This is a genomic window from Pseudofrankia sp. EUN1h (genome assembly GCF_001854645.1).
Taxonomy (GTDB): Bacteria; Actinomycetota; Actinomycetes; order Frankiales; family Frankiaceae; genus Pseudofrankia; species Pseudofrankia saprophytica.
Map to the genome: position 1 here is coordinate 1 of NZ_MBLN01000001.1, position 25101 is coordinate 25101.

The following is a 25101-nucleotide window of genomic DNA, read 5'->3' on the forward strand; positions in this document are numbered from 1 at the left end:
CCCCGGCGATGGGCCGGTGGTTGGCCCGGTCGGTGCGGACCAGGTCCGCGAGCACCTTCGCGTCGCCGGCGTCGCTTTTCGCCCCCGAGGTGACGTGCCGTTCCCGGTACCGGGCCGCGGACAGCGGATTGATCGCATAGACCTGGTAGCCGGCCGCGGCCAGCGCGCCGACCCACGGCCCACGGTCGGTCTCGATCCCGACCACCACCGCCGCAGGCTCGTCCCCATCGCCCAGATGGTCGGCGATCAGGCCGTGCAGCTCGGYGATCCCGGCCACGCCCTCCGGCAGCCGACGGCGCACGAGCCGCCGGCCGGTCTCGTCCTGGATCTCGATGTCGTGATGGGCCTCGGCCCAGTCATCCCCGACGAACAGCAACCCCGGTTCCCTTCCCAGCTGTCGATCATTCAACAGAGCCTTCGGGAAGGATCGCGCACACCCTAATGGATCAGTGCTCGACGGCACGACATCCCACCGGTCGTCTCACCCTCCCAGYGAACCAGCGGCGACACGATCTAGGACTAGACCTCGATCATCAGGCCTGGCGAAACGAGTGCTCGACCGCTGGCGGCTCGGACACCAATCCATCACGGATAGAACCGGTGCAGCCCCATTAGGTGATGGAGAAGCCGCCGTCGACGGTGAGGACCTGGCCGGTGACGAAGCCGCCGGCGTCGCTGGCGAGGAAGAGCAGCGCCGCGGCCAGCTCCTCGGGGTCGCCGATGCGGCCCAGCAGCCGGCGGGGCGTATGGGCCTCCAGATAACCGGGGGAGTACTGGCCGGTCATCTCGGTGGCGAAGAAGCCGGGGGCGAGCGCGTTCACCCGGATGCCCTTGCGGGTGCCCCACTGCTGCGCCAGGTCCCTGGTCAGGCCGAACAGGCCCGCCTTGCTGGCTGAGTACGCCGCCTGGGGCAGGCCCGCGGTCGTGATGCCGAGGACGCTGGAGATGTTGACGATGCTGCTGCCCGGCTTCATGACCCGGCCGCAGGCCTGCGCCATCCAGTAGCAGCCGTTCAGGTTGAGGTCGACGACGGAGCGGAACTGCTCGGGGGTCTCCCGGGTGGCCGGCACGGCGGTGCCGATGCCCGCGTTGTTCACCAGGATGTCCACCCGGCCGAACTCGGCCATCGCCGCGGCGACCAGCGCCTGGCAGTCGGCCGGCTCGGTGACGTCGGTCCGCACCGCGACGGCCCGCTGGCCGGCCGCCTCCACCAGCGCCTTGGTCTCCTTGAGCCGGTCCTCCCGGCGAGCCCCGAGGGCGACGTCGGCGCCTGCTTCGGCGAGCGCCTTAGCGAACGCGACGCCGAGCCCGGCGGACGCTCCGGTGACGATGGCGACCCGTCCATCGAGCCGAAAGCGGTCAAGCACGGACATGCTTCCCCACCGATCTTCTAGGACTGAGCCTTCCGCGATTCTGCCCGTTCCGGTCAGCGGAGGATGCCGGTGTGGCCGAGGGAGTAGCGRCCGGGCTGGGGCCAGACCGACAGGCCGTGCGGGCCGGCGCCGACCGGGATGCGGGCCAGCAGCTCGCCGTTCTTGGTGGAGATCGCGTAGACCTCGCGGTTGTAGCGGCCGGAGAGCCACAGGACGTCGCCGTTGACCGAGACACCGCCCATGTCCGGGCTGCCGCCCGGGATCCGCCAGCGGTCGACGATCTTCCTGGTGGCGAAGTCGATCAGCGAGATCGTTCCTTCTCCGCGGTTGGAGACGTACAGCACCTTGGCGTCGCGGCTCGGGTAGAGGCCGTGGGCACCTTTTCCGGTAGGCATGAACTCGATCTGGCGGAAGTCCTCGCCATCAATCAGATGGACGCCGTTCTGGTCCATGTCGGCGACGTAGAAGACCTCGCCCTGGGGGTCGAGCTTGATGTCCTGCGGCATCCCGCCGACCGTGAGGTAGCCGAGCACCCGCTGGTTCTTCCAGTCGACCTTGACGAGTTTCCCGGAGAACTCGCACGTGGCGATCAGGTAGCTTTCGTCGGCCGAGTAGTCGATGTGATCGACGCCGGGACAGGTCACCGACAGCTGGCGGTGGAGCTTCCAGGTGTGCGCGTCGTAGAAGTCCAGCCGCTGCTGAGCCTCGGCGACGACGATCGCGTATGCCCCGTCCGGGGTGAAGTACATGTTGTACGGGTCGGCGACGGGAATGTTCGGGCCCTCGACCCGGCCGGTGACCGGGTCGATCGGTGTGAGGCTGTTACCGATGTTGTTCGTGGCATACAGCGTCGACAGGTCCCAGGCCGGCACGACGTGCTGTGGCTTGGCGCCGGTGGTGAACTCGTCGATGACCTTGAAGGTCTTCGGGTCGATGACCGTCACCGTGTCGCCGTCGCTGTTCGGCACGTAGACGAGCGAGCGCTGGCCGGTGACCTCCGGGCTCAGGTCGCCCGGGCCGGTGTGGGCGTAGATGCCGCGCCCGCCAGCCCCCGCGGGCGGCACGCCCGCCGAGGTGCCCGCCGAGGTGCCCGCCGGGGGCGTCGTCGTGCCGGCTGGCATGGTCATGGTGCCCATGCCGGCGGCGTCGGCGGTGTGGGCGTCCGCGCCGGCGCCGGGCACGCCGTCGTCCGAGCAGCCGGTCGTCACGGCGGCGACGAACGCCGCGGTGACGATCGCCGCTCGGAGGTCGACCCGCGCGCGCCKGGCGGGGCACGCGCGCCTCACGAACCTGAATCGGAATACATCTTCCGCATACCGCTGGCGACGCACAGTCGGTCAGCTTTGCCGTCTCTGGGCTCGCTGTCATGCATCCGCGCCGTGTCCCGCGGACGTCGTCCGCGTGCCCGGCCGCCGTCCGCCGCGCGGCGCGGCCGCCGATCGTCGCGCGCCTGGGCCCCGACCGCCGCGCGGCCAGGTGAATACGCCCCGTGACCGCCCCGGCGACCGGCGTCACGTCGCGAAAAGAACGGCCGCTGTACACCCGTGCGTCCGGCGGCGATGGTAGGCAGGAAGGCATGGACCTTCGGATCTTTGTCGAGCCGCAGCAGGGCAGCACGTATGCCCAGCAACTCGGCGTCGCGCGGGCCGCCGAGGAGGGCGGGTTCGACGCCTTCTTCCGCTCCGACCACTACCTGCGGATCGGCGGCGGGGACCCGGGACCCGGCCCCACCGACTCCTGGGTGACGCTCGCCGGGCTCGCCGTCCAGACCAGTCGCATCCGCCTGGGCACACTGCTGACGAGCGCCACGTTCCGCTACCCGGGGCCGCTCGCGATCTCCGTCGCCCAGGTGGACGAGATGAGTGGCGGGCGCGTCGAGCTCGGCCTCGGCGCCGGCTGGTTCGAGGCCGAGCACCAGGCGCAGGCGATCCCCTTCCCGGCACTCGGTGAGCGGTTCGACCGGCTCACCGAGCAGTTGGAGATCATCACCGGCCTGTGGACGGCCCCGGTCGGCGAGACCTTCGGGTACGAGGGCCGGTACTACTCGGTCACCGACAACCCGGGGCTGCCGAAGCCGGCCCAGCGGCCGCGGCCGCCGATCATCATCGGCGGGTCCGGACCGGCGCGCACGCCGCGGCTCGCCGCTCGGTACGCCGACGAGTACAACGCGGCCTTCAAGCCCGTGGCGGAGGCCGCCCGGCTGTTCGACCAGACCAGGCGGGCCTGCGAGGAGATCGGGCGCGACCCGGGCAGCCTGAAGCGCTCGGTGGCCCTCACGACCTGCTGTGGACGGGACGAGGCCGAGCTCACGCGGCGGGTCGAGGCGGTAGGCCGGCAGCTGCCGGAGCTGCGGGAGAACGGCCTGGCCGGCACCCCCGCGGAGCTGGTCGAGAAGATCGGCGCCTATGCCAAGATCGGCGCGGACCGCGTCTACCTCCAGGTTCTCGACATGGACGACCTCGACCAGATCGCCCTGCTCGCCGCCGAGGTCCGCCCACACGTCTAGGTCCCGGGCAGCGCGAATCCGCCCGGCTCGCGGCCCTTCACGATCACCGCGACCGCGACCGCGACCGCGTCGTCGCGGTCGCGGTCTGGCCGAATCCGCGACCGCGACGACGCGGAGGTGGTGATCTACCGGTCGCTGCTGGCGGGCGGCCGCCCGCCAGCAGCCCTAGCGTCCCGCTGTCGGGCGGAACATGACTAAGACGGTGGGATTCCGGCGGGCGTAGCGGACGGCTGCCCGGGCGGCCGAGCCGGATGCCCACACCATCGTCCACTCGACCGGCACCAGGCTGACCACGCCGGTTACCCGCTCGTAGAGGTCGTCTTGGACGGCGCGCTCGGCGGTGTGCGACGCCTGCGCCACGCCGTCCATCCCGAAGGCGCAGTACATGCCGGAGGTCCAGCGGGCGAACCGGGCCCATCGGTCACGTTCCGCCACGACCACCAGCCTCGAGCCGGTCCGCACCGCGAGCTCGGCTGCCAGCAGGACATCCGCGAGCTCGCCGGGGTCACCCGCGCGCAGACCGACGATCACACTGCTACCGGACGCGACCGCGGTCGCGACCGCTCGGTCCTGCGCTTGCTCCACGGCCCCTCCTCGGGTTGACCGTTCGACCTACTTGAGCCCGATTGTGACGCACCTCATAGGCAAGTGGAAGGCCTAGTGAAGTGCATCTCGTTCGCTGTGTCCATACCCGCATCCGGGACGCGTCAGGCGCGCGGGATCCGCCCGCAGCGCGGTCCAAGGACTCTGGGCGCCTGGGCCTAAAGGCCTAGAACCCACCACATTTCCGTCACGCTCCGTGTCGGATCGAACGGGCATCGCGAATTAGCGACAAAGGTCACCATCGGCGGACATTTTTCGAGCTTGCTTCGATTGGCACCATTCGGGCGGTTGGCCCGCGCGCGGGTGGCCTGAAGGCGGCCGTGGGGGGCGGGAGTGTCCTGAAGGTCACAGCGAAGGGGGGGTCGATGCGACCTGTTCGGACGGCCGCGGCGGTCATGGTCGTGGCGGCGTTGGCGGCGGCCAGCGCCTGCGGCGGGGGCGAGTCCGGCGGTTCGGGCGACCCTGGGCGGACGGTCGACCTCGCGGACTTCACCCCTGGCCCGCCCAAGGGCTGGGACGCGAACGGCTTCAGCGTCGACGCCTCCTCGCTGCGGTGCGCCGGCGCGGCGACCAACCCGACCCGGGGGATCACCGACACCTCGGTCAAGGTCGGCGGGCTCGCCGTCATCACCAGCCCGGCCACCAGCTCGATGGCCGGCATCGACGTCGGCGCCAAGGTGCGCTTCCAGCGGGCGAACGCCGCCGGCGGCGTCGCCGGGCGCACGATCGACTTCGTCGGCGTCAAGGACGACGCGCTGGACCCGGCGCGCAACGGCCAGCAGGCGCACGCGCTGGTCGAGCAGGACCAGGTCTTCGCCGTCGTCCCGGTGGCGACGGTGTTCTCGAACTTCCTCGACGTCTTCTGCGCGCAGCGGGTGCCGTTCTTCGGCTGGGGCATCGGCGGGGGCTTCTGCGACACCGCGAACGGCTTCGGCATCACCGGCTGCCTGCTGCCCGACCGGCCGAAGGTCGACGCGACCACCTGGGGCCTGATGGTGACCTCGGTGCTCGGCCCGGTGGAGCAGGCGAAGACGAAGGCCGTCGCCGTCATCGGGCTGGACACGGACGCCTCGCGCGCGGGCGTCGACGCCGTGGCACGGGGCGTCCGGCTCGCCGGTATCCCCGTGTCCTATGACAAGTCGCCGATCCCGCTGTCCGGCCTCAACGACGCGACCGCGATCGTGGGCGACATCATGACGTCGAACAAGGGCGGTCCGCCGGATCTGGTCATCTTCCCCGGCGACTTCGAGTCGACGACCAAGGTGACCGAGGCGCTCAAGGCCAACGGGTACAAGGGCGACACGATCAACGCCGTCGGCTACGACCCGCGGCTGACCAGCCTCGACGCCCTCGACGGCGCGCACACGCTGCTCCAGTTCGCCGTCCCGGAGGCCGACACACCGGCGATCCGGCAGCTGAAGGCGGACTTCGCGCAGTACGCCCCGGACCAGCCGCTCACCCTGCCGGCGATGGCCGGCTACTGGTCGGCCGACATGTTCGTCGCGGCGCTGACGGCGACGGGCCGCGACCTGACCGCCGACTCCTTCCTGAAGAAGCTCAACAGTGGCGACTTCTCCTACTACGTGCAGGACACCGTCGCGGAAAGCCGGTGGCCGCTCAACCACGCCACGTCCCCGCCGTGCTTCGCGATGGCCCAGCTCAGCCAGCACCAGTACCAGGTCGCTACGAAGCTCACCTGCGGCAGCCTGGTCCCGCTGGCATCCGCGCCCTCGTCGACGCCAACCGGCTGACGCCGCTCGCCGCTGCCGGGCTCCGGCGAACTCGGAGCCGGGCGCCGGAGGTGAGAGGCTGCTCCGAGCTGGAGCTGGAGCCGCGCCGGGATGGCGACGCGTGAGCGAGCGGAGGCGGGCGTGGAGGCCGGAACCGGGCTGGAGCCGGACCGTCGTGGGGTGGCGGTGGTGACCGGGGGCAGCAGGGGAATCGGCGCGGTGACCGCGGTCGAGCTGGCCAGGCACGGGTGGGACGTGTGCCTGAGCTATCGGGCGGACGAGGCGGCGGCGGCCGGGGTGCTGGCCACCTGCGAGCAGGCCGGAGCGCGCGCCGTCGCGGTGCGCGCGGACGTGGCCTCGGCCGAGGACGTGACCGCGCTGTTCGCCGCCGCCGACCGCCTCGGGCCGGTGACGGTCCTGGTCAACAACGCCGGGATCGTCGGCCGCCGGGCCCGCGTCGACGAGCTGGCGCCCGAGCGGCTGGAACGGATGATGGYGGTCAACGTGGTGGGTGCCTTCCTGTGCGCAGGCGCTGCCGTCCGTCGGATGTCCACCCGTCACGGCGGGAGCGGCGGCGCGATCGTGAACGTGTCGTCGGCCGCCGCCCGGCTCGGCAGCGCCGGCGAGTACGTCGACTACGCGGCTTCCAAGGGCGCCATCGACACGATGACCATCGGCCTCGCCAAGGAGGTCGCGGCCGAGGGGGTCCGGGTCAACTCGGTCCGCCCCGGCGTCATCGACACCGAGATCCACGCCAGCGGTGGCCAACCGGACCGGGCGGCCAAGGTCGGCTCCACGGCCCCTGTCGGCCGGGCCGGCACCGCCGCCGAGGTCGCTGCCGCCATCCTCTGGCTCTGCCTTCCCGAGACCTCTTCCTACGTCGTCGGCACCTTCCTGGACGTCACCGGAGGTCGCTGACCCCTCGGAACCTCAGGCCGGGCAGATGGTCGGGCGGATGGGCGCGGCGGCGTGGGGGCGTGGGCGCGGCGGCGGGAACGGATGGGCCCCGGGAGTGCCAGGCGCGGTGGCCCCGGCCAGTGCCGGCGCCGCCGGCCGGGCGAGCGCCGCGGCCGGGGTGAGCACCGTGGGCGCGGACAGGGCCGGAGCCGGCCGGCGGGCTTGAGGCTGGGCCGGCATGGGCTCCGGTACCGACGGCTGACGCGTGGCCTGGCTGGGGATGCGGGTCTGGGCCTCCATCAGGTAGGCCGCGACGGAGCCGGCCCTGCCCTTCACGGTCATCGGGGGCAGCGGCACGAGGCGGGCGCCGTATTCACCGCGCAGCGCACTGGCGGTCGGTTCGGACAGGACGGTCTGGCCGGCGTGGGCGAACGCCTGGAGCCGGGCCGCGAGGTTCATGGTGTCGCCGACCAGGGTGTACTCGCGGCGCGCGTCCGAGCCGAGCAGCGCCGCCGCGACCTCACCGGTGCTCACGCCGATGCCGAGGCCGAAGGGCGCGAGCCCCTCCAGCTCCCAGCGAACGTTGAGGGTGCGCTGCCGCGCATGCATCGCGACCGCCGCCCGCGCGGCCCTGGTCTGGTGGTCGTCCTGGGGGTAGGGAGCGCCGAAGACGGCGATGACGGCGTCGCCCGCGTACTGCAGGACGGTTCCGCCCTCATCGAGGATCGCCGCGTTCATCTCGCGACGGTGCGCGTCGAGGAGGCCCGCCAGCACCATCGGGTCTGCCCGCTCGGCGATCGAGGTGTAGCCGCGGATGTCCGACATCAGCACGGTGACCACGAGGCGCTCGGTGCGCTGGCCGGCGCCGGCGTCGGACCGCAGCTTCTCGGCGAGGCCACCGGGCAGCAGCCGGGACAGCGCCTCGCCCTGCTCCTCGCGGCGCACGATCGCGGCATGCAGCAGCCGGAGCTGCCGCAGCGCGCCGGACCGACCGTTGCTGGCGCCCTGAGCCAGTCGGAGCAGCGTCGCATCGATAGCGCTGTTCACCGCTTCCGGTGTGTCGCCGCGGCGTTCGGCGATCACCCGGATCGACCGGCCCTCGGCGACGTCGCGCAGGAGTTGTGCCTGGTCATCGCTGAGGTCGGCCGCGTCGCGAACCGGGCTGAGTACGGCGGCGACGATCTCCGGGTCGAGCATCGACGAACCGGCTGCCACCTCCCGGATGGCCCGCACCAGGATCTCCGGATCGGCTAGGCGCTCCTTGAGCAGGTAGGCACAGCCACCTGCGTCGGCGCCGGCCAGCAGACCGATCGCATACTCCGGCTCGTCGTACTGGGAGAGCAGCACCACGCCAGTTCCAGGCGCGTAGTGACGGATCTCGCGGGCGGCATCGACCCCTTCATCGGAAAAGGTCGGCGGCATCCGGATGTCCGTGACCACGACCCGCGGTCGGCGAGTGCGGGCAAGTTGGACAAGCTCGTCTCGGTCGGCGGCGACGCCGACCACGGTCAACCCAGGCACCCGGGCGAGCAACGCCCGCACCCCGGCTCGGACGATCAAGTTGTCGTCCGCAAGCAGCWCCCCGATCTGCTCCATGGTGCTAATTCAGCCCTGTTGGTGACCCGATGCACAGGGCGGTKGGACCACCGGCACGGTGGTGCCAGCACCACATTCCTTTTGGGGATGACTCGTGGACATCGGTTCGCGGCGTCCCGTCGCCCGGTAACCGCACTGTCCCAACGCGAACGGGCAAATCGGGCGAGGGCGGCGACCGGTAGCCGCCCCGCGTGTTCCGGCGAACCTTGGCACCAATGGGGTAATTTGCCCGTTCTTGTTGTTACTGGCCGATCGGCACTTCGATCGGCACTGGAGTGCGGTCCTGAGGGAAGATCGTCCGCGAGCCCGCGCTCTGGCGTAGCAGGCGCGCTACGCTCCGGCAGAGAGTTTGGGGTGGCGAGTTTCCTTGATGGATGTGACGGACCGCTTGGACCTGGCCGAGGGGTCAGCAACCGGGGCGGACCGCGTACACCAGGACCACATCGGGGTGGTGGCGCTGAACAGCGAGACCGACTACGCCGCCCGTGRCTGGCTGGAGACGGTTCCCGACCCAGCCGTCGCGGTGCGCGCGGATGGCAAGATTGCCGCGGTGAACGCCCGCGCCGCCGCGCTGCTCGGTTACGCCCACGATGACCTCATCGGCCAGCCTGTAGATGCGATCGTCTCCGACGGGCTCGCTGCCGTTGGTCTCCGCCGGGACGCCGCCGAGCCGGGTGACCCGGCTCGGCTGGAGGATCTTGGTCGGGTCACCGGGGCCGTGGCGCACGACGTCAACAACCTGCTGTCGGTGATCAGGAACTATGCCGTGTTCGTCGGTGACGCGCTGGACGCGGCCGCCGAGGCCGACCGGACCGCTCGGGACGCCGGCGGCCCGGTCGACTGGGAGGCCCTGCGCCACGACGTGGCGCAGATCCAGCACGCGGGCGAGCGGGCGGCCGAGCTCACGGCCCAGCTGCTGGCCGTCGTCCGCCGCAAGCCGGCCGAGCTCGGCGCCGTCGATCTGTGCGCGGTCGTCCGCGAGACGGTCGGCATGCTGCGCCGCCCGCTCGGCGAGCGGATCGACGTCCGGGTCGAGCTCGACGACGACCTGTGGCTCGTGTCCGCCGACCGGGCGAGGCTGGAGCAGGCGATCATCAATCTGGCGATGAACGCCCGCGACGCGATGCCGCAGGGTGGCACGCTGACGGTGACGGCCGGCAACGTCGTGCTCGGCGGCCCACCGGAAGCGGCGCCGTCCTCCCCGTCCTCCCAGGCCTCTGCCGCCTCCGTGGCCTCCTGGGCGCCGGCGGGAGGCGCCGAGCCGGCCGGCGACCAGGAAGTGGGCGCGGACCTGCCAGGGCGGCGTTTCGTGAGCCTGTGGGTGACCGACACGGGCACCGGGATGACGCCGGCGACGCGGGCGCGCGCGTTCGAGCCGTTCTTCACGACCAAGCCAGAGGACTCCGGTACCGGTCTCGGCCTCGCGGTGGTCCACGACGTCGTCACCCAGGCCGGTGGCGAGGCTCAGATCTCCTCGGCGGTCGGCCTCGGCACCACCGTCAGCCTGCTACTACCCGCCTGCGATCCGCCCGGGCCGCGCGGACCCGCGGTGACCAGGGCGACGGCCGGCGAGCCGGCCCGCCTGGAGGAAACGGCCTGGTCCGCGACCCCACTGGCGTCCCCGCCCGGGGACTCGGCGGCCCCGGACGCGCTGTGGATCTGTCATCGACGGCTCGACGGCGCGCCGTCCCGGTCCGCCGGCGCCCGCCGTTCCCGCGTCCAGTCACCCGCCCCCTCGACGGTCTCCCGAGGCGCCGGCGCCCGTCCGTAACCGTGCCTCGGTGCCTCGGTGCCTCGGTGCCTCGGTGCCTCGGTGCCTCGGGATCCGGGACGTCGTGGAACTCGCCTATTGGGCTTCCTGCCGAGGGATGGCCGAGACCAGTGCGGTGTCGACACCCACCGGYCCGAGGTCCGCGGCGCCGCCGGGTTCACGCAGCGGGGCCGGCCRGCCAGGCAGCGGCTGGTAGAAGAACGCCGTCGCGTCGGTGGCGTGGGTGCTGTCGGGACTGGCCGGATCGAGGTCGCGGTCCCAGGTGATCGCGTCCACCGGGCAGCTGCGCGCGCACGCGCCGCAGTCGATGCATTCCTCGGGGTGGATGTAGAGCTTGCGCTCACCGGTATAGATGCAGTCGATCGGGCAGTCGTCGACGCAGGAACGGTCCATGACGTCGACGCACGCCTCGCCGATCACGTAGGCCATCGCTACCCGCCGCCTAGAGCGCCAAAGGGTGTGCGAAAATGATCTTCTTTCGCGCACCTGGAGGCCGTTGTCCCCGGGATCATTACCGGGAGGTCTTCTGGTAGGTCAGAGACTCGGCGGCAGCGCTCGCGGCGGCGACCCCGGCCTGCCGGCGCGGCAGCACGTTCGCCGCCGTGCCCTGGTCGCCCGCCCGCCCGCCCGCGCCCTTGCCCGTGGCCCCTCGCTCGGCGTGCAGCGGCCCGGTGGCCTCGATCCAGGTCCCGCCGCGTACGCAGCCGACGGGGGCCAGCCGGCGCTCGCCCGCGATCGTCTCGAAGCCGTCGGAGAAGGCGGCCGGCCCTTCCTCGACCCGCAGCACGCTCACCTCGGCCGGGCGGCCGACGTCCAGGGTGCCCAGCTCCGCGGAGCGGCGGATCGAGGCGGCGGGATTCACCGTCGCCATCGCGATGACGTCCGCCAGCGAGGCGCCCAGCGACCAGATCTTCGACATCGTCTCGGGCAGCGAGTAGACCGGCCCGTCCTCGTTGAACAGGTTGAGGTCGGTGCTGACCGTGTGCGGCGGGTAGCCCAGGTCGAGCAGCGCCCGCGCGGCGGCGAACCGGAAGTCCGAGCCGGAGTGGCCCACGTCGAGCCGCACCCCGCGCGCCACGGCGTCGGCGAATACCGGGTGGACGGCCGTCCCGTCGTTCACGAGCGCGCCGGAGTGGCCGCGGAACGCGTGCGTGACGATGTCGCCGGGGCGCAGCGCCGCCAGCGCGTCCAGGTTCGTCAGGCTCTTGGTGTACGGGTACTTGCCCAGGTGGATCATGATCGGCAGGTCGCCGGCGATGGACTTGGCGCCCTCCAGGAACGGCGAGACCCGGGCGTCCTCGGTGGTCGTCGCCCGGACCTTGAAGCCGACGACATAGTCCCTGTGCTCCTCGATGGTCGCCGCGGCGGCGTCCAGGTCGAGGTTGCGCGGGTCGTTGGCGATCTCCAGGCGGTGGGCGATGAAGTCCTTCGTCGCCAGGTAGAGCAGGCACGGGTCCATGAACGCGAGCACGCGGGTACGGACCCCCGGACCCTGCGCGAACGCGCGTGAGATGCCGAGCGTGCGCACCCCCGAGGTGCCGCCGTCGACCACGACCGGGACGCCGACCTCGACGCCGGCCCGGTCCGGATGCACGCAGAAGTCGCCGAGGCCGGGGTAGACGTGCACGTGCAGGTCGATGAGGCCGGGTGTGACGACGAGCCCCGCGCAGTCGATGACCTCGGCCGAGGCACCGCCCGCCGGAGCCTCCGCCGGTGGCGTCGTGTGCGCGGCGCCGGCGGCGGGGCCGACGGCCACGATCCGGCCATGCGCGCAGACCACGTCCGCGATCATGTCGATGCCGTTCGCCGGGTCGATCACCCGTCCACCGGCGAGAACCGTGACGCTCGCGGCGTCACCAGAGTTCGGGTCGCGCATGTCTCTCCGATCGAGCTTCCCGCCGAGGACCGGCGGCATGGCCGAGGACCGGGCGACGGTGCCCAGAACACATGTTCGCGTCCTCGCGAACCGAGGTCCAAGACGCAAACCCGCGCGGAGCCATAGCCCTTTCCTATAGTCCAGGCAGGGCCGACGAACACTCGTCGGGAAGGGCGGTGCGGTGGCCAGGCAAGGCGGCGAAAGCGCGCGTCCGGCCGGCGCGCAGACGCGGCCATGGCTGGACCTGCGACAGGTGGGGTACTTCGTGGCGGTCGCCGAGGAACGGTCGTTCACCGCGGCCGCGGCCCGGCTGCTCGTCTCGCAGCCCTCGCTGTCCCAGCAGATCCGCGCGCTGGAGCGTCAGGTCGGCACGGCCCTGCTGGAGCGCTCCAGCCGCGGGGTGCGGCTCACGCCGGCCGGCCGGGCGTTCCTGGACGCCGCCCGCGGCCTGATCGCGGACGCGGGCACCGCGGTGACCCGGGCCCGCGCGGCCGCCGGGCTCGACGGCGGCATCCTGCACGTGGCCACGCTGACGTCGCTGGCGACGTGGGTGCTGCCGTCGGCGGTCGTGGCCTTCCGGGAGCGGTTCACCGACGTTCCGCTGCGGATCACCGAGCACCCCGACCGGCTCGGCCTGGAGGAGTTCATGGCCGAGGGGCGCGCCGACCTCGCGGTCGGGGCGCGGCCCCCCGACTGGGCCGGGCCGGTGCGCTGGCTCGGCGACGAGCGCTACGTGCTCGTCGTCCCACCTGGCGACCCGCGTGCCGGCCAGACCGGCGTCCCGCTGAGCGCGTTCGCCGCCGCCGACTGGGTGATGTACGCGTCGGGGCACGGCCTGCGGACCCTGGTGCTGGAGGCCTGYGGCGCGGCCGGGTTCACCCCGCGGGCGGCGGTCGAGTCACGCACCGTGGACGCGGCCGCGCGGCTCGCGGCGGCCGGGGTCGGGGTCGCGCTGGTCCCGAACGTGGCCGTGAGCGCGGACCTCGCGCCGCGCCGGGTCGAGCTGGCCGACGCTCCGGTCGTCGCGGTCGTCGGCTACGCCAGAGCGGCCTTCCCGCCGCGGGCGGCCGCGTTCCTCGACCTGCTCGCCAAGCTTCCGGTCCCCGGGCTCACCCGCCCGTCTCCCGCCCCTCCGGGCTAGCGGATGGGCGTACCGGATCGTGGGCACCGGCCACCGCACCTCGACGCGGCTGGCCCCGATGGGGCTGGTCCCGGCGCGGACGGCGCCGGCGGCACGGCGACCGTCAGCCGACGCCGTCGTGGTTGTCGGCCGGGCGCGGCTGGTAGGCGGCGAGGCCAGGGCGCTGCTCGATGCGGGTATGGGCCACCGGGGGGCGGGGGGCCGGCCGGGGCCACGCCAGCGACGCCCGCCAGGAACCGCCCGGTGCCTCCTCGCTGATCTGGGCGCCGGTCAGCGCGGCGACCCGGCTCAACCGGTCGGTCCTGGCGCCCGCGTCCCTGGCGGCGTCGGGACTCGCCGCGGCCGACATGGGGTCGGGCATCACGTGCAGCGTCAGCGCCAGGCCCTCGTTGCCCGACCGGATGGTCACGGCGGCGTTCGCGGCCGGCCGCAGCGGGTCGCTCTCGAGCAGCAGGATCTGGAGGGCGCCCAGCAGCTCGGCGATCTCGGCGCGCGTCGGCGCCGGGTCGCCGACCTCGATCACCGTCTCCAGCGTCCGCGTGAGCGGCCCGTGCACCCGGCTCGCCAGCGCCGACTCCAGGATCATTCGAGCGTCGTTGCTGGCCCGGAACGCCGGCGGCGGCAGGCGCAGCGTGGTGATGGCCCCGCGCAGCTGAGCCTCCACGTCGGCCAGCCGCTCGGCCTCCGGCCCGGTGAGGGTGCGGCGCACGGCGGAGCAGGCCAGCAGCACCGCCGTGAAGTCCTGGATCGGCCCGTCGTGGAAGACGTCGCCCAGGTGGCGCTGCTCGCGTTCCTGGTTGGCGACCATCAGCCGCAGCAGCAGGCGGGCACTCTCACTCACCGGGTCCACCGGGTCGTCCACTGGGGCCGGCGCCGTGGGGGACGCCTCTGGCCGGGCCGGGATGGTGGCCCGCACCTCGGCGGTGGCCACCGGCCTGGTGTCGGGCGGCCTGGTGTCGGGCGTCGAGCGGGGGGGAGCGGAGGCGGACACGGCGATGACGCCGGCCGCCTGCCTGCTGGGCCATGCGCCGCCTGATCCGCCATCCACCACCGGCAAACCGTAACGGCCGGCCGTCGCCCTTTCCATGATCGCAACGGGCCCGGCGGGTGGCGCCTCCCGGCCGGCTGGCGCGGGCTGGCGGGGGTCGCGCGCCGCGCGGGCGGGCGCGGCTCGGACGGTCAGATCGAGGTTCTGGCCGGTCACGACGCCCCTCGGGGACTGTCGACTGGCCGGGGCGTGGGTACCGGGCCGGGCGGCACGGAAGGGATCATGGTGGTAGTAGCGACGACCGTCGCCATCGGGCCGGTCTGCGCCGGTGGCTCGGGTGGGCCGGCGGCCRGTTGCGCCGCTGGTCGGCACGCGCCTCGCAGGCCGTGCACGGCGGTGATCAGGTCGTCGGCGCTGAACGGCTTGCGCAGCACCGCGACATCCCGCGGCAGGTCGTCGTCGATCCCGCCGGTCAGCAGCAGGCAGCGGGCGGGCGTGGACGGGTCCTGCGCGCGCAGCCGCTCGATCAGGTCGGTTCCGCTCCCGGAGCCGAGCCGCACGTCGATGATGAGCGTCTGGTAGTCGGTCGTCGGCAGGGCCAGCGCGTCCTCGACCGAGGCGGCCACATCCACCGAGTGCCCCTCGTGGCGCAGCAGTCGGCTGACCAGCGTCCTGATCATGTCGTTGTCGTCGACGACGAGCGCCCGCGGCTGGGTGTCGCCGGAGCGGGTACCGCTGGGGGCCGCTTCGGGTGCGGCGACGGCTGCCCTGGCCACGGGGCGCCCGATGGCCGCCGTGGGGCCGCTCGTCGCCATCGCCGGCCAGCCCGGCCTGGTCGGCGAGATCATCGAGCCCGCCCGGTGAGCCGGGGCGCGGCGTCCGCGCGGGTGGGGCCAGCGGCGCTCCTGGCCGCGCGGCTCCGGCCGGCACGGCTCGCGGCGGGGCGGCTCGCGCTGGGGCGCCACAGCTCCTGCTGACCCAGTGGCTGAGTTCCTACGGCTCGCACCAGCTCACCTCGCTCGCCTCGGCACACCCCGATGTCCACCGAACGGTCCACCGAACGCCCGCCGGTCGTCCTCGCGTGTCCCGTACGCGCGCGACGCCCGAGGACACCGTTGCGCCAAGAGCTCTGGCTGACAACCCCACGTGTGTGCCCATGTGGGATCGGCGTGACGGAGACGGGGCGGTGAAGTCGTAACGGTAATGGATCGGCTACACCATACGGCAGCCGTGCCAGCCTCGACATCCCGCTCGCGAGCCGCGGCGGCGCGCTCGCCGACGCCCGGCCGGATTCGTCAATAGGGACGTTCGGTCCTACCGCCCTGATGGCGGATCTAGCTCAAGCGGACGCAATACGGCAGACTGCCGGTGACCTGTCTCACATCCTGTCTGGCTCGAACGTGCCGGGTGGCCGCCGTGCCGCCCGGGTCCCCGCCGGCCTTCCGGTGCGTTCCCGGTCGGCCGCTCCAGCCGTCCAGGTCGCTCGGTCTCGGACGTCGACATCCCGCCCGTGGTGGATTTCGTGGCGCGACGGAGCGGTTTGCCGGCCCGCGGCGCGCGAGATGGTTGTTGAGTCAACGTTCTACCTCGGACCGCTCGCGCCCGGAACGGTCCGCGCTCGAAAGGACGGAGGCAGCACCCCGATGATCAGCACGATGCAGGACGTGYCGCTGCAGATCCGGCGGCTTCTCGATCACGCCACCACCGTCTTCGCCGACCAGAGGATGTTCACGGCGCAGCCCGGAGGCGGCCTGGTCGAGGCGACCTTCGCCGAGGCCGGCGCGAACGCGGCCCGGCTCGCGCACGCGCTGGTCGAGCTCGGCGTCGCCCAGGGCGACCGGGTCGCGACGCTGATGTGGAACAACCAGCAGCACGTCGAGACCTACTTCGCGGTGCCCTCGATGGGCGCGGTGCTGCACCCGCTGAACCTGCGGCTGCCCGGCGAGCAGATCGCCTTCATCGCGAACCACGCCGAGGACAAGGTCCTGCTCGTCGACCACACCCTGCTGCCGCTGGCCCGCGCGCTGCTGCCGGCGATGAAGACCGTCGAGCACGTCGTCGTCAACAGCCCGGCCGACGCCGGCACCGATCTCGACGCCCTCGCCGTCGCGGCCGGTCGGCCCATCGGCGTCCACGACTACGCGGGGCTCATCGCCGGGCGCCCGGCMGAGTTCGGCTGGCCGGACGTGGACGAGCGGTCGGCCGCCGCGATGTGCTACACGTCCGGCACCACCGGCGACCCGAAGGGCGTCGTCTACAGCCACCGGTCGATCGTCCTGCACTCGTCGGCGTCCGCCCTGCCGTCGATGATCAACCTGTCGGCGGCCGACCGGGTGCTCTCGATCGTGCCGCAGTTCCACGTGCTCGCCTGGGGCCTGCCGTACATCGCCTTCCTCACCGGCGCCGAGATGGTGCTGCCCGGCCCATTCCTGCAGGCGGAGCCACTGGCGAAGATGATCGAAGCAACCCGGCTGAACAAGGCGGCCGGCGTGCCGACGATCTGGCAGGGCCTGCACGCCTACGTCACGGCCAACCCGGGCGCCGCGGACATCTCCTCGCTCAAGGAGGCTCTCGTCGGCGGCGCGGCCTGCCCACCCTCGCTGATGGAGGACTTCGACCGGCTCGGGATCACGATGCTCCACGCCTACGGCATGACGGAGACGTCGCCCCTGGTCACCGTGGCCCGTCCGCCGGCGGGCCTGAGCCCCGAGCAGGCCCTGCCCTACCGGCTCACTCAGGGCCGGTTCGCCGCGAACGTGGCGGCTCGACTGGTCGGCGCGGACGGCTCCGAGCTGCCGTGGGACGGCCGGAGCACGGGTGAGCTGGAGCTGCGGGGCCCGTGGATCGCCGGCGCCTACTACGGCGTCGACGACGCCGGCAAGTTCCACGACGGCTGGCTGCGCACCGGCGACGTGGGCCACATCAGCTCCGAGGGCTATCTCACGCTCACCGACCGGGCCAAGGACGTCATCAAGTCCGGCGGTGAGTGGATCTCGTCGGTCGAGCTGGAGAACCTGCTCATGGCGCACCCCGCGATCGCCGAGGCGAGTGTCATCGGGGTGCCGGACGAGCGCTGGGGTGAACGCCCGCTCGCCCTCGTCGTGCTCCACCCCGACACGGAAGTGACCTTCCCCGAGCTGCGGGAGTTCCTGTCCGACAAGGTCGCGCGCTGGCAGCTGCCGGAGCGGTGGGCGGTGATCCCCGAGGTGCCGAAGACGTCGGTCGGGAAGTTCGACAAGAAGCGCCTCCGCCAGCAGTACGCCGTCGGCGACCTGCTGGTCGAGACGATCGCGACCAGCTGATCTACGCCGGGCCTCCCCGACTGGCCGGGGAGGCCCGGGGCTGGCTTCGTACCCATCGCGCCTGGGGATGCCGATTGGATAGCTTGGGCAGCCGGAGCGGTGGGGGAGGCTGGCGTTGGGCGTCATCTACCTGGTGCGGCACGGCCAGGCGTCGTTCGGGTCCGCGGACTACGACGTGCTCTCCGAGCTCGGCTACCGGCAGGCGGCGCTGGTCGGCGCGGAGCTGCGGGCGCGCGGCGCGCGGGTCGACCTCGCCGTGAGCGGTGCTCTGCGCCGCCAGCGGGAGACCGCCGCCGCCGCCGGTTGGTCCGCGGACGTCGAGTCCGACAGCCGGTGGAACGAGTACGACCAGGACTGGATCATCAACCGGCACGCGGACGTGGGCGGCGCGCCGGTGAACGCGGGCCAGCTGCCGCCGTCGCGGGGCATGTCGTCCCGCGCCTACCAGGGGCTGCTGGACGTGGCCCTGTCGGAGTGGATCGCGAGCGCGGACGCCGGGCCGGGCAGCTACGTGGCGTTCAGCGACGCGGTGGGCGACGCGCTCGACGGGCTGCTGCGCCGGCTCGACTCGGGCGCCGCCGCGGTGGTCTTCTCCTCCGCCGGACCGATCGCGGCGATCTGTGCGCGTCTGCTCGACCTGCGTGTCGACGGCATCATCTCGCTCAACCGAGTGATGATTAACGGAAGCATCACCAAAGTCGTCTCTGGTCGCTCGGGGACGAGTCTCATTTCGTTCAACGAGCACAGCCACATTGACGCAGCGGGCCGCGAGTTTCTTAGCTACCGCTGACAAGCGGGCATACCCTGTTCGCTGAGTCGGCGTGGCCGGGCTCAGCGAGCCCGCGCCCGTGGCCGGCGGCGATGCCGGCCGGCGGCCGGCGGGCAGGTGGGGAGGTGCGGCTCGTGACGGTGGCATCAGAGTCGACGGCACCAGGGTCGACGGCACCCGGATCGGCCGGACGGGTCGGCCCGCCAGCCGGCCGGGAACCGGTTCATTCGCGGCCGGCGGCGACCCACGAGGTGCGCAATCAGCCGCCGCCGCTCGGCGACCACGACGTCGCGGACGACCCGGTGCTCGTCGAGGGCGTCGAGCGGGAAGGCGCCGGCTACTACCTCGACGACTTACACCGGCTCGGGTGGCTGGCCGGCTCGGAGCAGGCCGCCCGCTGGGGCGACGAGGCGAACCGCTACCCGCCGGAGCTGCGCACCCACGACCGGTACGGCAACCGGATCGACGAGGTCGACTTCCACCCGTCCTGGCACGCGCTGATGGACGTCGCCGTGCGCGAGGGGTTGGCGGGCTCGGCCTGGGGCAGCTCACGCCCCGGCGTGCACGTCGCCCGCGCCGCCGGGCTGCACGTCTGGAGCACCGTCGAGCAGGGACACACGTGCCCGGTCTCGATKACCTACGCCGTGATCCCCGCGCTGCGGGCAGCGCCCGACTTATCGAGAGCCTACGAGAAACTGCTCACCAGCCGCGTCTACGACCCGGGCCTGAACCCGCCGCTGACCAAGCTGGGCCTGATCGCCGGCATGGGGATGACGGAGAAGCAGGGCGGCTCGGACGTGCGCGCCAACACGACGGTCGCCACGCCGCACCCGGACGGCGGCTACCGGCTGCGCGGCCACAAGTGGTTCACGAGCGCGCCGATGAGCGACCTGTTCCTGGTTCTCGCGCAGGCGCCCGGCGGGCTGTCCTGCTTCCTCGTCCCCCGGGTGCTGCCGGACGGCAGCCACAACACCTTCCGGATCCAGCGGCTGAAGGACAAGCTCGGCAACCGTTCCAACGCCAGCAGCGAGCCGGAGTTCGACGACACCGTCGGCTGGCTGGTCGGTCCCGAGGGGCGCGGCGTCCGCACCATCATCGAGATGGTCGCGATGACCCGGTTCGACTCGGCGCTCGGTTCGGCCAGCGGCATGCGCGCCGCCCTCATCCAGGCGCTGCACCACACCCGGCACCGGTCCGCCTTCGGCGGGCTGCTGATCGACAAGCCGCTGATGCGCAACGTCCTGGCGGACCTGGCGCTCGAGTCGGAGGCGGCGACCACGCTGGTGCTGYGCCTGGCCGGCGGGATCGACCGGAGCACGCGCGGCGACGCGGGMGAGCGCGCCTTCCTGCGCCTGGCGACGGCGCTGGCGAAGTTCTGGATCTGCAAGCGCCAGCCGGCGTTCGTAGCTGAGGCGCTGGAATGCCTGGGCGGTAACGGCTATGCCGAGGAGTCGCCCATGCCGCGGCTCTACCGCGAGGCGCCGCTGAACGGCATCTGGGAGGGCGCGGGCAACGTCAACGCCCTCGACGTGCTGCGCGCGCTCGGTCGGGAGCCGGAGGCGTTCGCCGCCTACCGCGCCGAGGTGGAGCTCGCGGCCGACGGAGACAAACGGCTCGACGCCGCGTGGTCCGCCGTGCGCGCCGATCTGGATGAGCTCAGAGGGCTCGGTCCGGACGACCTTGAGTTCGGCGCCCGTTCGCTGGTGGAGCGGCTCGCGTTGGTTCTGCAGGCCTCGCTGTTGGTCAGGCACGCGCCGGCCGCCGTCGCGGACGCCTTCTGCGCCACCCGGCTCGGCGAGGCCGGTGGCCGCGTTTTCGGCACCCTGCCCCGAGGCACCGACGTCGAGGCCCTCATCGCCCGGGTCCCGCCTGCCACCCGCGGTTGAGCGGTTGAGCGGCTGAGCGGCTGATTCCGCGGCTGGGCCGCGGCCTGACGCTTCGCGCCAGCCTGAGGCTGGCGCGAAGCGCGGTCTCAGTGCTCGTCCCAGCTCCAGCGGAAACCGACCACCGCGTGGTGGACGGCCGGCAGGAACCGGTGGACCGTGCCGTCGGCGGAGAGTGCCGCCGGCTCCTCGTCGACGATCAGGCCACCCTCGTGCGTGCTCCACACCGTCCAGCGGAGGTCCCGCGGCGGGTGGTCGGGGTCGAACTGGATCAGGATGTCGACGTTCTCCGTCTTGGCCCGCGCGGCGCGGCGTACCTCCTGCGTCGGCAGCCCCGCCGGGTAGCGGGCGAGGAGCTCCAGCGCGTGCCGCTCGCCCCGGCCGAGCGTCCGGTCGAGCTCGACCTCGACGAGGGTCAGCCGGGAGCTGTACGCGTGCCGGGCTCCGGGCGTACCGCCGATGAGAACCTCGCCGGCGGTCGCGTCGGTGCGCAGCACCCACGGATAGATCCCGACACCGTCTTCCTGGGCGGAGATCACCTGAAAGGTGTGCTGCTCGACGAGCGAGCCGGTCGCGTCGAACCGGTAGCGCTCGAACACCGCGACGGTGCGATGTCGCTGCGGCATGATCATCGCTGGTCCGCCGCGCAGCGTGCCGGAGCTCGTGTCGACGCCCGGGTCGGTGAGGCCGGCGAACGCCGCCCACAGCCCGGCCTCGTGCCGGCGCATCCCGAACGCCTCGATGAACCACTCCATCGTCTGCGCCGAGATGCGGCCGCCGCCGAGCGCTCGGCTTACCCGGTCCTTGAGCGCCCGGTCGAGCTCCTGGTCCTCCTCGGAAACGACGCCGGCATTCCACAGGTATTCGGCGATCACCCGGGCGACCGCGGCGAAGCTGGGCTCCTGTGCGCTCGCCCGGCGTACCCGGGACTCCCACATGCGGCGGTACTCGGCGGTGCCGGTCAGCAACTCGCGCAGCAGTCTCCCGGCGCGTTCGCCGGTTGACAGCGCCTCGTCGCCGGCTATCCCCGCCTGCCCGCCGGCCGGGCTGTTCTGCTGGGTGGTGYCGGTGGACGGCGGCCTTGCGCCCCCGCCCTCGTCACCGCCCGAGCGCGGATCCGGCGACGGTGCCGCCGGCCAGGCTCCGGTGACTGTTGGGTTTCCAGTTCCCACGCCCCACCCCTCCCGATAGCGCTGCGTGGTCGGTTAGCAGTGGGCGCCTCGTGGCGCTGGCCGCGTGGCCCGCGCGGTTTGCATGGCTCTGCGTCACCGACGGCCCTCACCGCCTGGCATGCGCCACCGTGAAGACACCCAGCCTGGACAGTAGTGCGTCGGCGGTTTCCGTCATCGTCGGCATGTCCATTACCAGCGGGTATGTGTGCTGCTGGCTACGGATGGTGATCTTTTGCGCGGTTTTGAGCGGAAGGCACCTCGGTGAGGGCTACCTGGCCGGTTCGGCCTGGCCTCGCTCGAAGCACGCAGCGTGGCTGCGCGAACGCGATAGCAAACTCTTTTTGCTTACCTTCAGTAAACATTCTGGGAGTCGGTGGCGGGTGCCCCGGCGCGCGACGCCGACCGCCTCCCGCCCTTGATCGTGGCGGAGTGTAGCCGGCGACGGAAAATGCCGGCTGGGCATGTGGAATCGGGAACGCCCGTCGCCGCGATCGGCGGAGCGTCTTTCAGGCCCCGGCGGCGGCGTCGGTGGCGGCGGCGTCGAGGGCCTGGCGGAGGTCGGCGACGAGGTCGTCCGCGAGCTCGATGCCCACCGACAGCCGGACCAGGTCGTCGGGCACCGCGAGCGGCGATCCCGCTACCGAGGCGTGCGTCATCCGGCCCGGGTGCTCGATCAGCGACTCCACGCCGCCCAACGACTCGGCGAGCGTGAACAGCCTGGTACGCCGGCAGATCTCCGCGGCGGCACTGGCGCCGCCGCGGGCCCGGAACGACACCATGCCGCCGAAACCGCGCATCTGCCCGGCGGCGACCTCGTGCCCCGGATGCGTTGGCAGGCCCGGGTAGCGGACCTCCGCGACTCCAGGATGACCGACGAGCAGGTCGACGACGGCGGCGGCGTTCGCGCAGTGCCGGTCCATCCGGACCGCCAACGTCTTGATGCCCCGCAATACGAGCCAGGAGTCGAACGGGCCGGGCACGGCGCCCGTCGCGTTCTGGAAAAACCGAACCCGCTCGCCGAGCTCGGGGTCGTCGACCACGACCGCTCCGCCCACGACGTCACTGTGACCGCCGAGGTATTTGGTGGTCGAGTGGACGACGGCGTCCGCGCCCAGCGCCAGCGGGCGCTGTAGATACGGCGAGGCGAAGGTGTTGTCGACGGCGAGCAGGGCGCCGGCGCCGTGGGCGAGCTCGGCGAGCGCCGCGACGTCCGCGATCGACAGCAGCGGATTGGTCGGCGTCTCGCACCAGATGAGCCGCGTGCGACCGGTTCCGCCGGACCCGGTGGCCCAGGCGGGCCCGCCCCCCGCGCCGGCACCACCCACACCACCCACACCGCCGGCCTCGCCGGTGAGGCCCGATCCCGCCGGTCCGTCGCCGGGGCCGAGACGCAGCGCCGCCTTGACGGCATCCAGGTCCGACAGGTCGACCGGGGTGTACTCCAGGCCCCATTCCGCGTAGACGCGGTGGAACAGCCGGAAGGTGCCTCCGTACGCGTCGAGGGGAATGAGGACGTGGTCGCCCGGGCGGCAGACGGCGCGCACCAGGGCGTCCTCGGCGGCGAGTCCCGAGGCGAACGCGAGCCCTACCCGGCCGCCCTCCAGCGCCGCGAGCGACGTCTCCAGCGCCGCCCGCGTCGGGTTGCCGGAGCGGGCGTACTCGAAACCGGCCCGCAGCCCGCCGATCCCGTCCTGCGCGAACGTCGACGCCGGGTGGATCGGGACGACCACGGCCCCGGTCGCGGAGTCCGGCTCCTGGCCGGCGTGTACCGCGAGCGTCTCGAAACCGCCCCAGTCGCGCCCGCCGCTCCCGTTCGCCTGGCCGTCCTCCGGCCGGCCGTCCTCCGCGTTCCCATTCACGGCGCCGCCGGAGGCACGGCGGGGGCCGACGGCGGTCACCGGGCCGCCAGGAAACTCAGCAGGTCGGCGCGGGTGAGGATGCCGACGGGTTTGCCGCTGTCGAGCACGAGCACCGCGGGGTCATCGCCACCGAGGGCCTCGACCAGGGTGGACAGCGGCTCACCCGCGCCGATCGTCGGCAGCGGCGCCGACATGTGCGCCGAGACCGGGGCGTCGACCGCGGCCCGATCGGCGAACACGGCCGCGAGCAGCTCACGCTCGAGCACCGCGCCGGCCACCTCCGCCGCCCGCAGCGGCGGCTCGTGCCGGACGACGGGCATCTGCGACACGTTGTACTCGCGCAGGTAGGAGATGGCCGTGCCGACGGTCTCGTCCGGGTGGACGTGGACCAGCTCCGGCGGACCCGTCTGGCTCCCTCCCCGGCCGCCCCCGGCGCCGCGGCCCTGCTTGCTGGCCAGGACCGCGGCGACGACCGGCTCGTCCGACGGTKGCTCGAGGAAGCCGTAGTCGTACATCCACTCGTCGTTGAAGATCTTCGAGAGGTAGCCGCGGCCCGAGTCCGGCAGCAGGACGACGACCAGGTCGTCGGGGCCGAGCTCGCGGGCGAGCCGCAGCGCGGCGACGACCGCCAGCCCGCAGGAGCCGCCGACCAGCAGCCCGGCGCGCTGGGCGAGCAGGCGGGTCATCAGGAACGAGTCCCGGTCGCTGACCGCCTCGACCCGGTCGACGACCGTCTTGTCGAAGGTCGCCGGCCAGATGTCCTCGCCCACGCCCTCGACCAGGTACGGCCGCCCGCTGCCMCCGGAGTACACCGAGCCCTCCGGGTCCGCGCCGATCACCTGGACGCGGCCGCCGCTCGCCTCCTTGAGGTACTGGCCGACGCCGCTGATCGTGCCGCCGGTGCCRATGCCGGCGACGAAGTGCGTCACCCGGCCGTCCGTGCCCCGCCAGATCTCCGGACCGGTGGTGGCCCGGTGCGCGGCCGGGTTGTCGGGGTTGGAGTACTGGTCGGGGCTCCACGCGCCGGGGGTCCGCTGGGTGATCTCCCGCGCCACGGAGTAATAGGAGCGCGGGTCGTCCGGGTCGACGGCGGTGGGGCAGATGACGACCTCGGCGCCGTAGGCGCGCAGGACGGCCCGCTTCTCCTCGCTGATCTTGTCGGGCATGGTGAACACGCAGTGGTAGCCGCGGATCGCCGCGACCATCGCGAGCCCCACGCCGGTGTTGCCGCTGGTCGGCTCGACGATGGTGCCCCCGGGGCGCAGCCGGCCGTCGCCTTCCGCCGCGTCGACCATGGCGACGGCGATCCGGTCCTTCACCGAGCCACCCGGATTGGTGTACTCGAGCTTGCCGAGGATCTGGGCGCCGCGGTAAGGGGCGGGTCGATCATCGTCCCGGCCGCCGGTCAGCAGGTCCGCCGCCGCCTCGACCATCGACGTCAGCCGGACCAGCGGGGTGTCGCCGACGAGGTCGATGACCTGGTCGACGACCCGAAGGCCGCCGGAAGCCTCATTGATCCGCATCGCTGCCACCCCGCCTGCCTGGTCGCGACCACAGCCGTCCCCGTGCGGTAACCATCAGTCCCGACGGTACCGCTGTTGGTGAGGGTCGGAACGTTGGCTGGCGCGGCGCACG

The 25101-nt window shown here is 72.7% G+C and carries 20 protein-coding genes; 8 read left to right on the forward strand and 12 right to left on the reverse strand.

Features of this window, described 5'->3' with window-relative positions; translation table 11 throughout:
- From BCD49_RS00005 to BCD49_RS00015, 3 genes are all read right to left on the reverse strand, one after another.
- Positions 1–376 (reverse strand): IS110 family transposase (locus BCD49_RS00005; RefSeq protein ID WP_158072920.1); only part of this gene is annotated, 376 nt, incomplete at its 3' end.
- Positions 377–611: 235 nt separating this feature from the next.
- Complete coding sequence (locus BCD49_RS00010) at positions 612–1373, reverse strand: SDR family NAD(P)-dependent oxidoreductase (protein WP_007508584.1); 762 nt, start codon at positions 1371–1373, stop codon at positions 612–614.
- Between the two features lie 53 nt (positions 1374–1426).
- Positions 1427–2659 (reverse strand): YncE family protein, encoded by a 1233-nt coding sequence (locus BCD49_RS00015; RefSeq protein WP_007508586.1) that lies wholly within the window; start codon positions 2657–2659, stop codon positions 1427–1429.
- 290 nt (positions 2660–2949) lie between these two features.
- Between BCD49_RS00015 and BCD49_RS00020 the strand changes: the two genes are divergently transcribed.
- Positions 2950–3879: an LLM class F420-dependent oxidoreductase gene (locus BCD49_RS00020; RefSeq protein WP_007508588.1), complete on the forward strand. Its 930-nt coding sequence runs from the start codon at positions 2950–2952 to the stop codon at positions 3877–3879.
- A gap of 165 nt (positions 3880–4044) precedes the next feature.
- Here BCD49_RS00020 and BCD49_RS00025 read toward each other — a convergent pair whose 3' ends face one another.
- Positions 4045–4464: a hypothetical protein gene (locus tag BCD49_RS00025; RefSeq protein ID WP_007508589.1), complete on the reverse strand. Its 420-nt coding sequence runs from the start codon at positions 4462–4464 to the stop codon at positions 4045–4047.
- A gap of 383 nt (positions 4465–4847) precedes the next feature.
- Here BCD49_RS00025 and BCD49_RS00030 point away from each other — a divergent pair, with 383 nt between their 5' ends.
- Positions 4848–6233, forward strand: coding sequence for an ABC transporter substrate-binding protein (locus BCD49_RS00030; RefSeq protein WP_007508590.1), 1386 nt, complete (start codon positions 4848–4850; stop codon positions 6231–6233).
- A gap of 120 nt (positions 6234–6353) precedes the next feature.
- On the forward strand, positions 6354–7130 hold the full coding sequence (locus tag BCD49_RS00035) for an SDR family oxidoreductase (protein ID WP_335341663.1): 777 nt from the start codon (positions 6354–6356) through the stop codon (positions 7128–7130).
- Positions 7131–7142: 12 nt separating this feature from the next.
- Here BCD49_RS00035 and BCD49_RS00040 read toward each other — a convergent pair whose 3' ends face one another.
- Positions 7143–8705 carry an adenylate/guanylate cyclase domain-containing protein gene (locus BCD49_RS00040; RefSeq protein ID WP_083401152.1) on the reverse strand — a complete coding sequence of 521 codons (1563 nt, stop codon included), beginning with the start codon at positions 8703–8705 and terminating at the stop codon, positions 7143–7145.
- Positions 8706–9075: 370 nt separating this feature from the next.
- On the opposite strand from BCD49_RS00040, the gene BCD49_RS00045 reads away from it, so the two are divergent.
- Positions 9076–10476, forward strand: a complete 1401-nt coding sequence (locus BCD49_RS00045) for a sensor histidine kinase (RefSeq protein WP_083401153.1) — start codon at positions 9076–9078, stop codon at positions 10474–10476.
- A gap of 75 nt (positions 10477–10551) precedes the next feature.
- Here the strand turns inward: BCD49_RS00045 and fdxA are convergent, their stop codons facing one another.
- Positions 10552–10905: a ferredoxin gene (gene fdxA, locus BCD49_RS00050; protein WP_071040951.1), complete on the reverse strand. Its 354-nt coding sequence runs from the start codon at positions 10903–10905 to the stop codon at positions 10552–10554.
- An 82-nt stretch (positions 10906–10987) separates the two neighbouring features.
- The gene (locus BCD49_RS00055; protein WP_007508600.1) at positions 10988–12352 is read right to left on the reverse strand and encodes an amidohydrolase/deacetylase family metallohydrolase; all 1365 of its coding nucleotides are present in this window, start codon (positions 12350–12352) and stop codon (positions 10988–10990) included.
- 253 nt (positions 12353–12605) lie between these two features.
- Here BCD49_RS00055 and BCD49_RS00060 point away from each other — a divergent pair, with 253 nt between their 5' ends.
- Positions 12606–13493 carry a LysR family transcriptional regulator gene (locus BCD49_RS00060; RefSeq protein ID WP_232793915.1) on the forward strand — a complete coding sequence of 296 codons (888 nt, stop codon included), beginning with the start codon at positions 12606–12608 and terminating at the stop codon, positions 13491–13493.
- A gap of 103 nt (positions 13494–13596) precedes the next feature.
- On the opposite strand, the gene BCD49_RS00065 is transcribed toward BCD49_RS00060, so the two are convergent.
- Together BCD49_RS00065 and BCD49_RS40045 are read right to left on the reverse strand one after the other, a co-directional pair.
- On the reverse strand, positions 13597–14697 hold the full coding sequence (locus BCD49_RS00065) for a hypothetical protein (protein WP_071040953.1): 1101 nt from the start codon (positions 14695–14697) through the stop codon (positions 13597–13599).
- Positions 14694–15329 (reverse strand): response regulator, encoded by a 636-nt coding sequence (locus tag BCD49_RS40045; protein ID WP_241832211.1) that lies wholly within the window; start codon positions 15327–15329, stop codon positions 14694–14696. The genes BCD49_RS00065 and BCD49_RS40045 overlap by 4 nt, the downstream gene beginning before the upstream one ends.
- 795 nt (positions 15330–16124) lie before the next feature.
- Between BCD49_RS40045 and BCD49_RS00075 the strand changes: the two genes are divergently transcribed.
- From BCD49_RS00075 to BCD49_RS00085, 3 genes are all read left to right on the forward strand, one after another.
- Positions 16125–17783: a long-chain fatty acid--CoA ligase gene (locus tag BCD49_RS00075; RefSeq protein WP_071040955.1), complete on the forward strand. Its 1659-nt coding sequence runs from the start codon at positions 16125–16127 to the stop codon at positions 17781–17783.
- Positions 17784–17898: 115 nt separating this feature from the next.
- Positions 17899–18573 (forward strand): histidine phosphatase family protein, encoded by a 675-nt coding sequence (locus BCD49_RS00080; RefSeq protein WP_007508610.1) that lies wholly within the window; start codon positions 17899–17901, stop codon positions 18571–18573.
- Positions 18574–18686: 113 nt separating this feature from the next.
- Positions 18687–20438: an acyl-CoA dehydrogenase family protein gene (locus tag BCD49_RS00085; RefSeq protein WP_083401164.1), complete on the forward strand. Its 1752-nt coding sequence runs from the start codon at positions 18687–18689 to the stop codon at positions 20436–20438.
- Positions 20439–20524: 86 nt separating this feature from the next.
- Here BCD49_RS00085 and BCD49_RS00090 read toward each other — a convergent pair whose 3' ends face one another.
- The 3 genes from BCD49_RS00090 to BCD49_RS00105 all read right to left on the reverse strand — a co-directional run bounded on the left by BCD49_RS00090 (position 20525) and on the right by BCD49_RS00105 (position 24989).
- Positions 20525–21607, reverse strand: a complete 1083-nt coding sequence (locus BCD49_RS00090; RefSeq protein WP_083401154.1) for a hypothetical protein — start codon at positions 21605–21607, stop codon at positions 20525–20527.
- A gap of 506 nt (positions 21608–22113) precedes the next feature.
- The gene (locus BCD49_RS44635) at positions 22114–23466 is read right to left on the reverse strand and encodes a PLP-dependent transferase (RefSeq protein WP_051466598.1); all 1353 of its coding nucleotides are present in this window, start codon (positions 23464–23466) and stop codon (positions 22114–22116) included.
- A gap of 35 nt (positions 23467–23501) precedes the next feature.
- The gene (locus BCD49_RS00105) at positions 23502–24989 is read right to left on the reverse strand and encodes a cystathionine beta-synthase (protein ID WP_071040958.1); all 1488 of its coding nucleotides are present in this window, start codon (positions 24987–24989) and stop codon (positions 23502–23504) included.
- Positions 24990–25101: the final 112 nt, after the last annotated feature.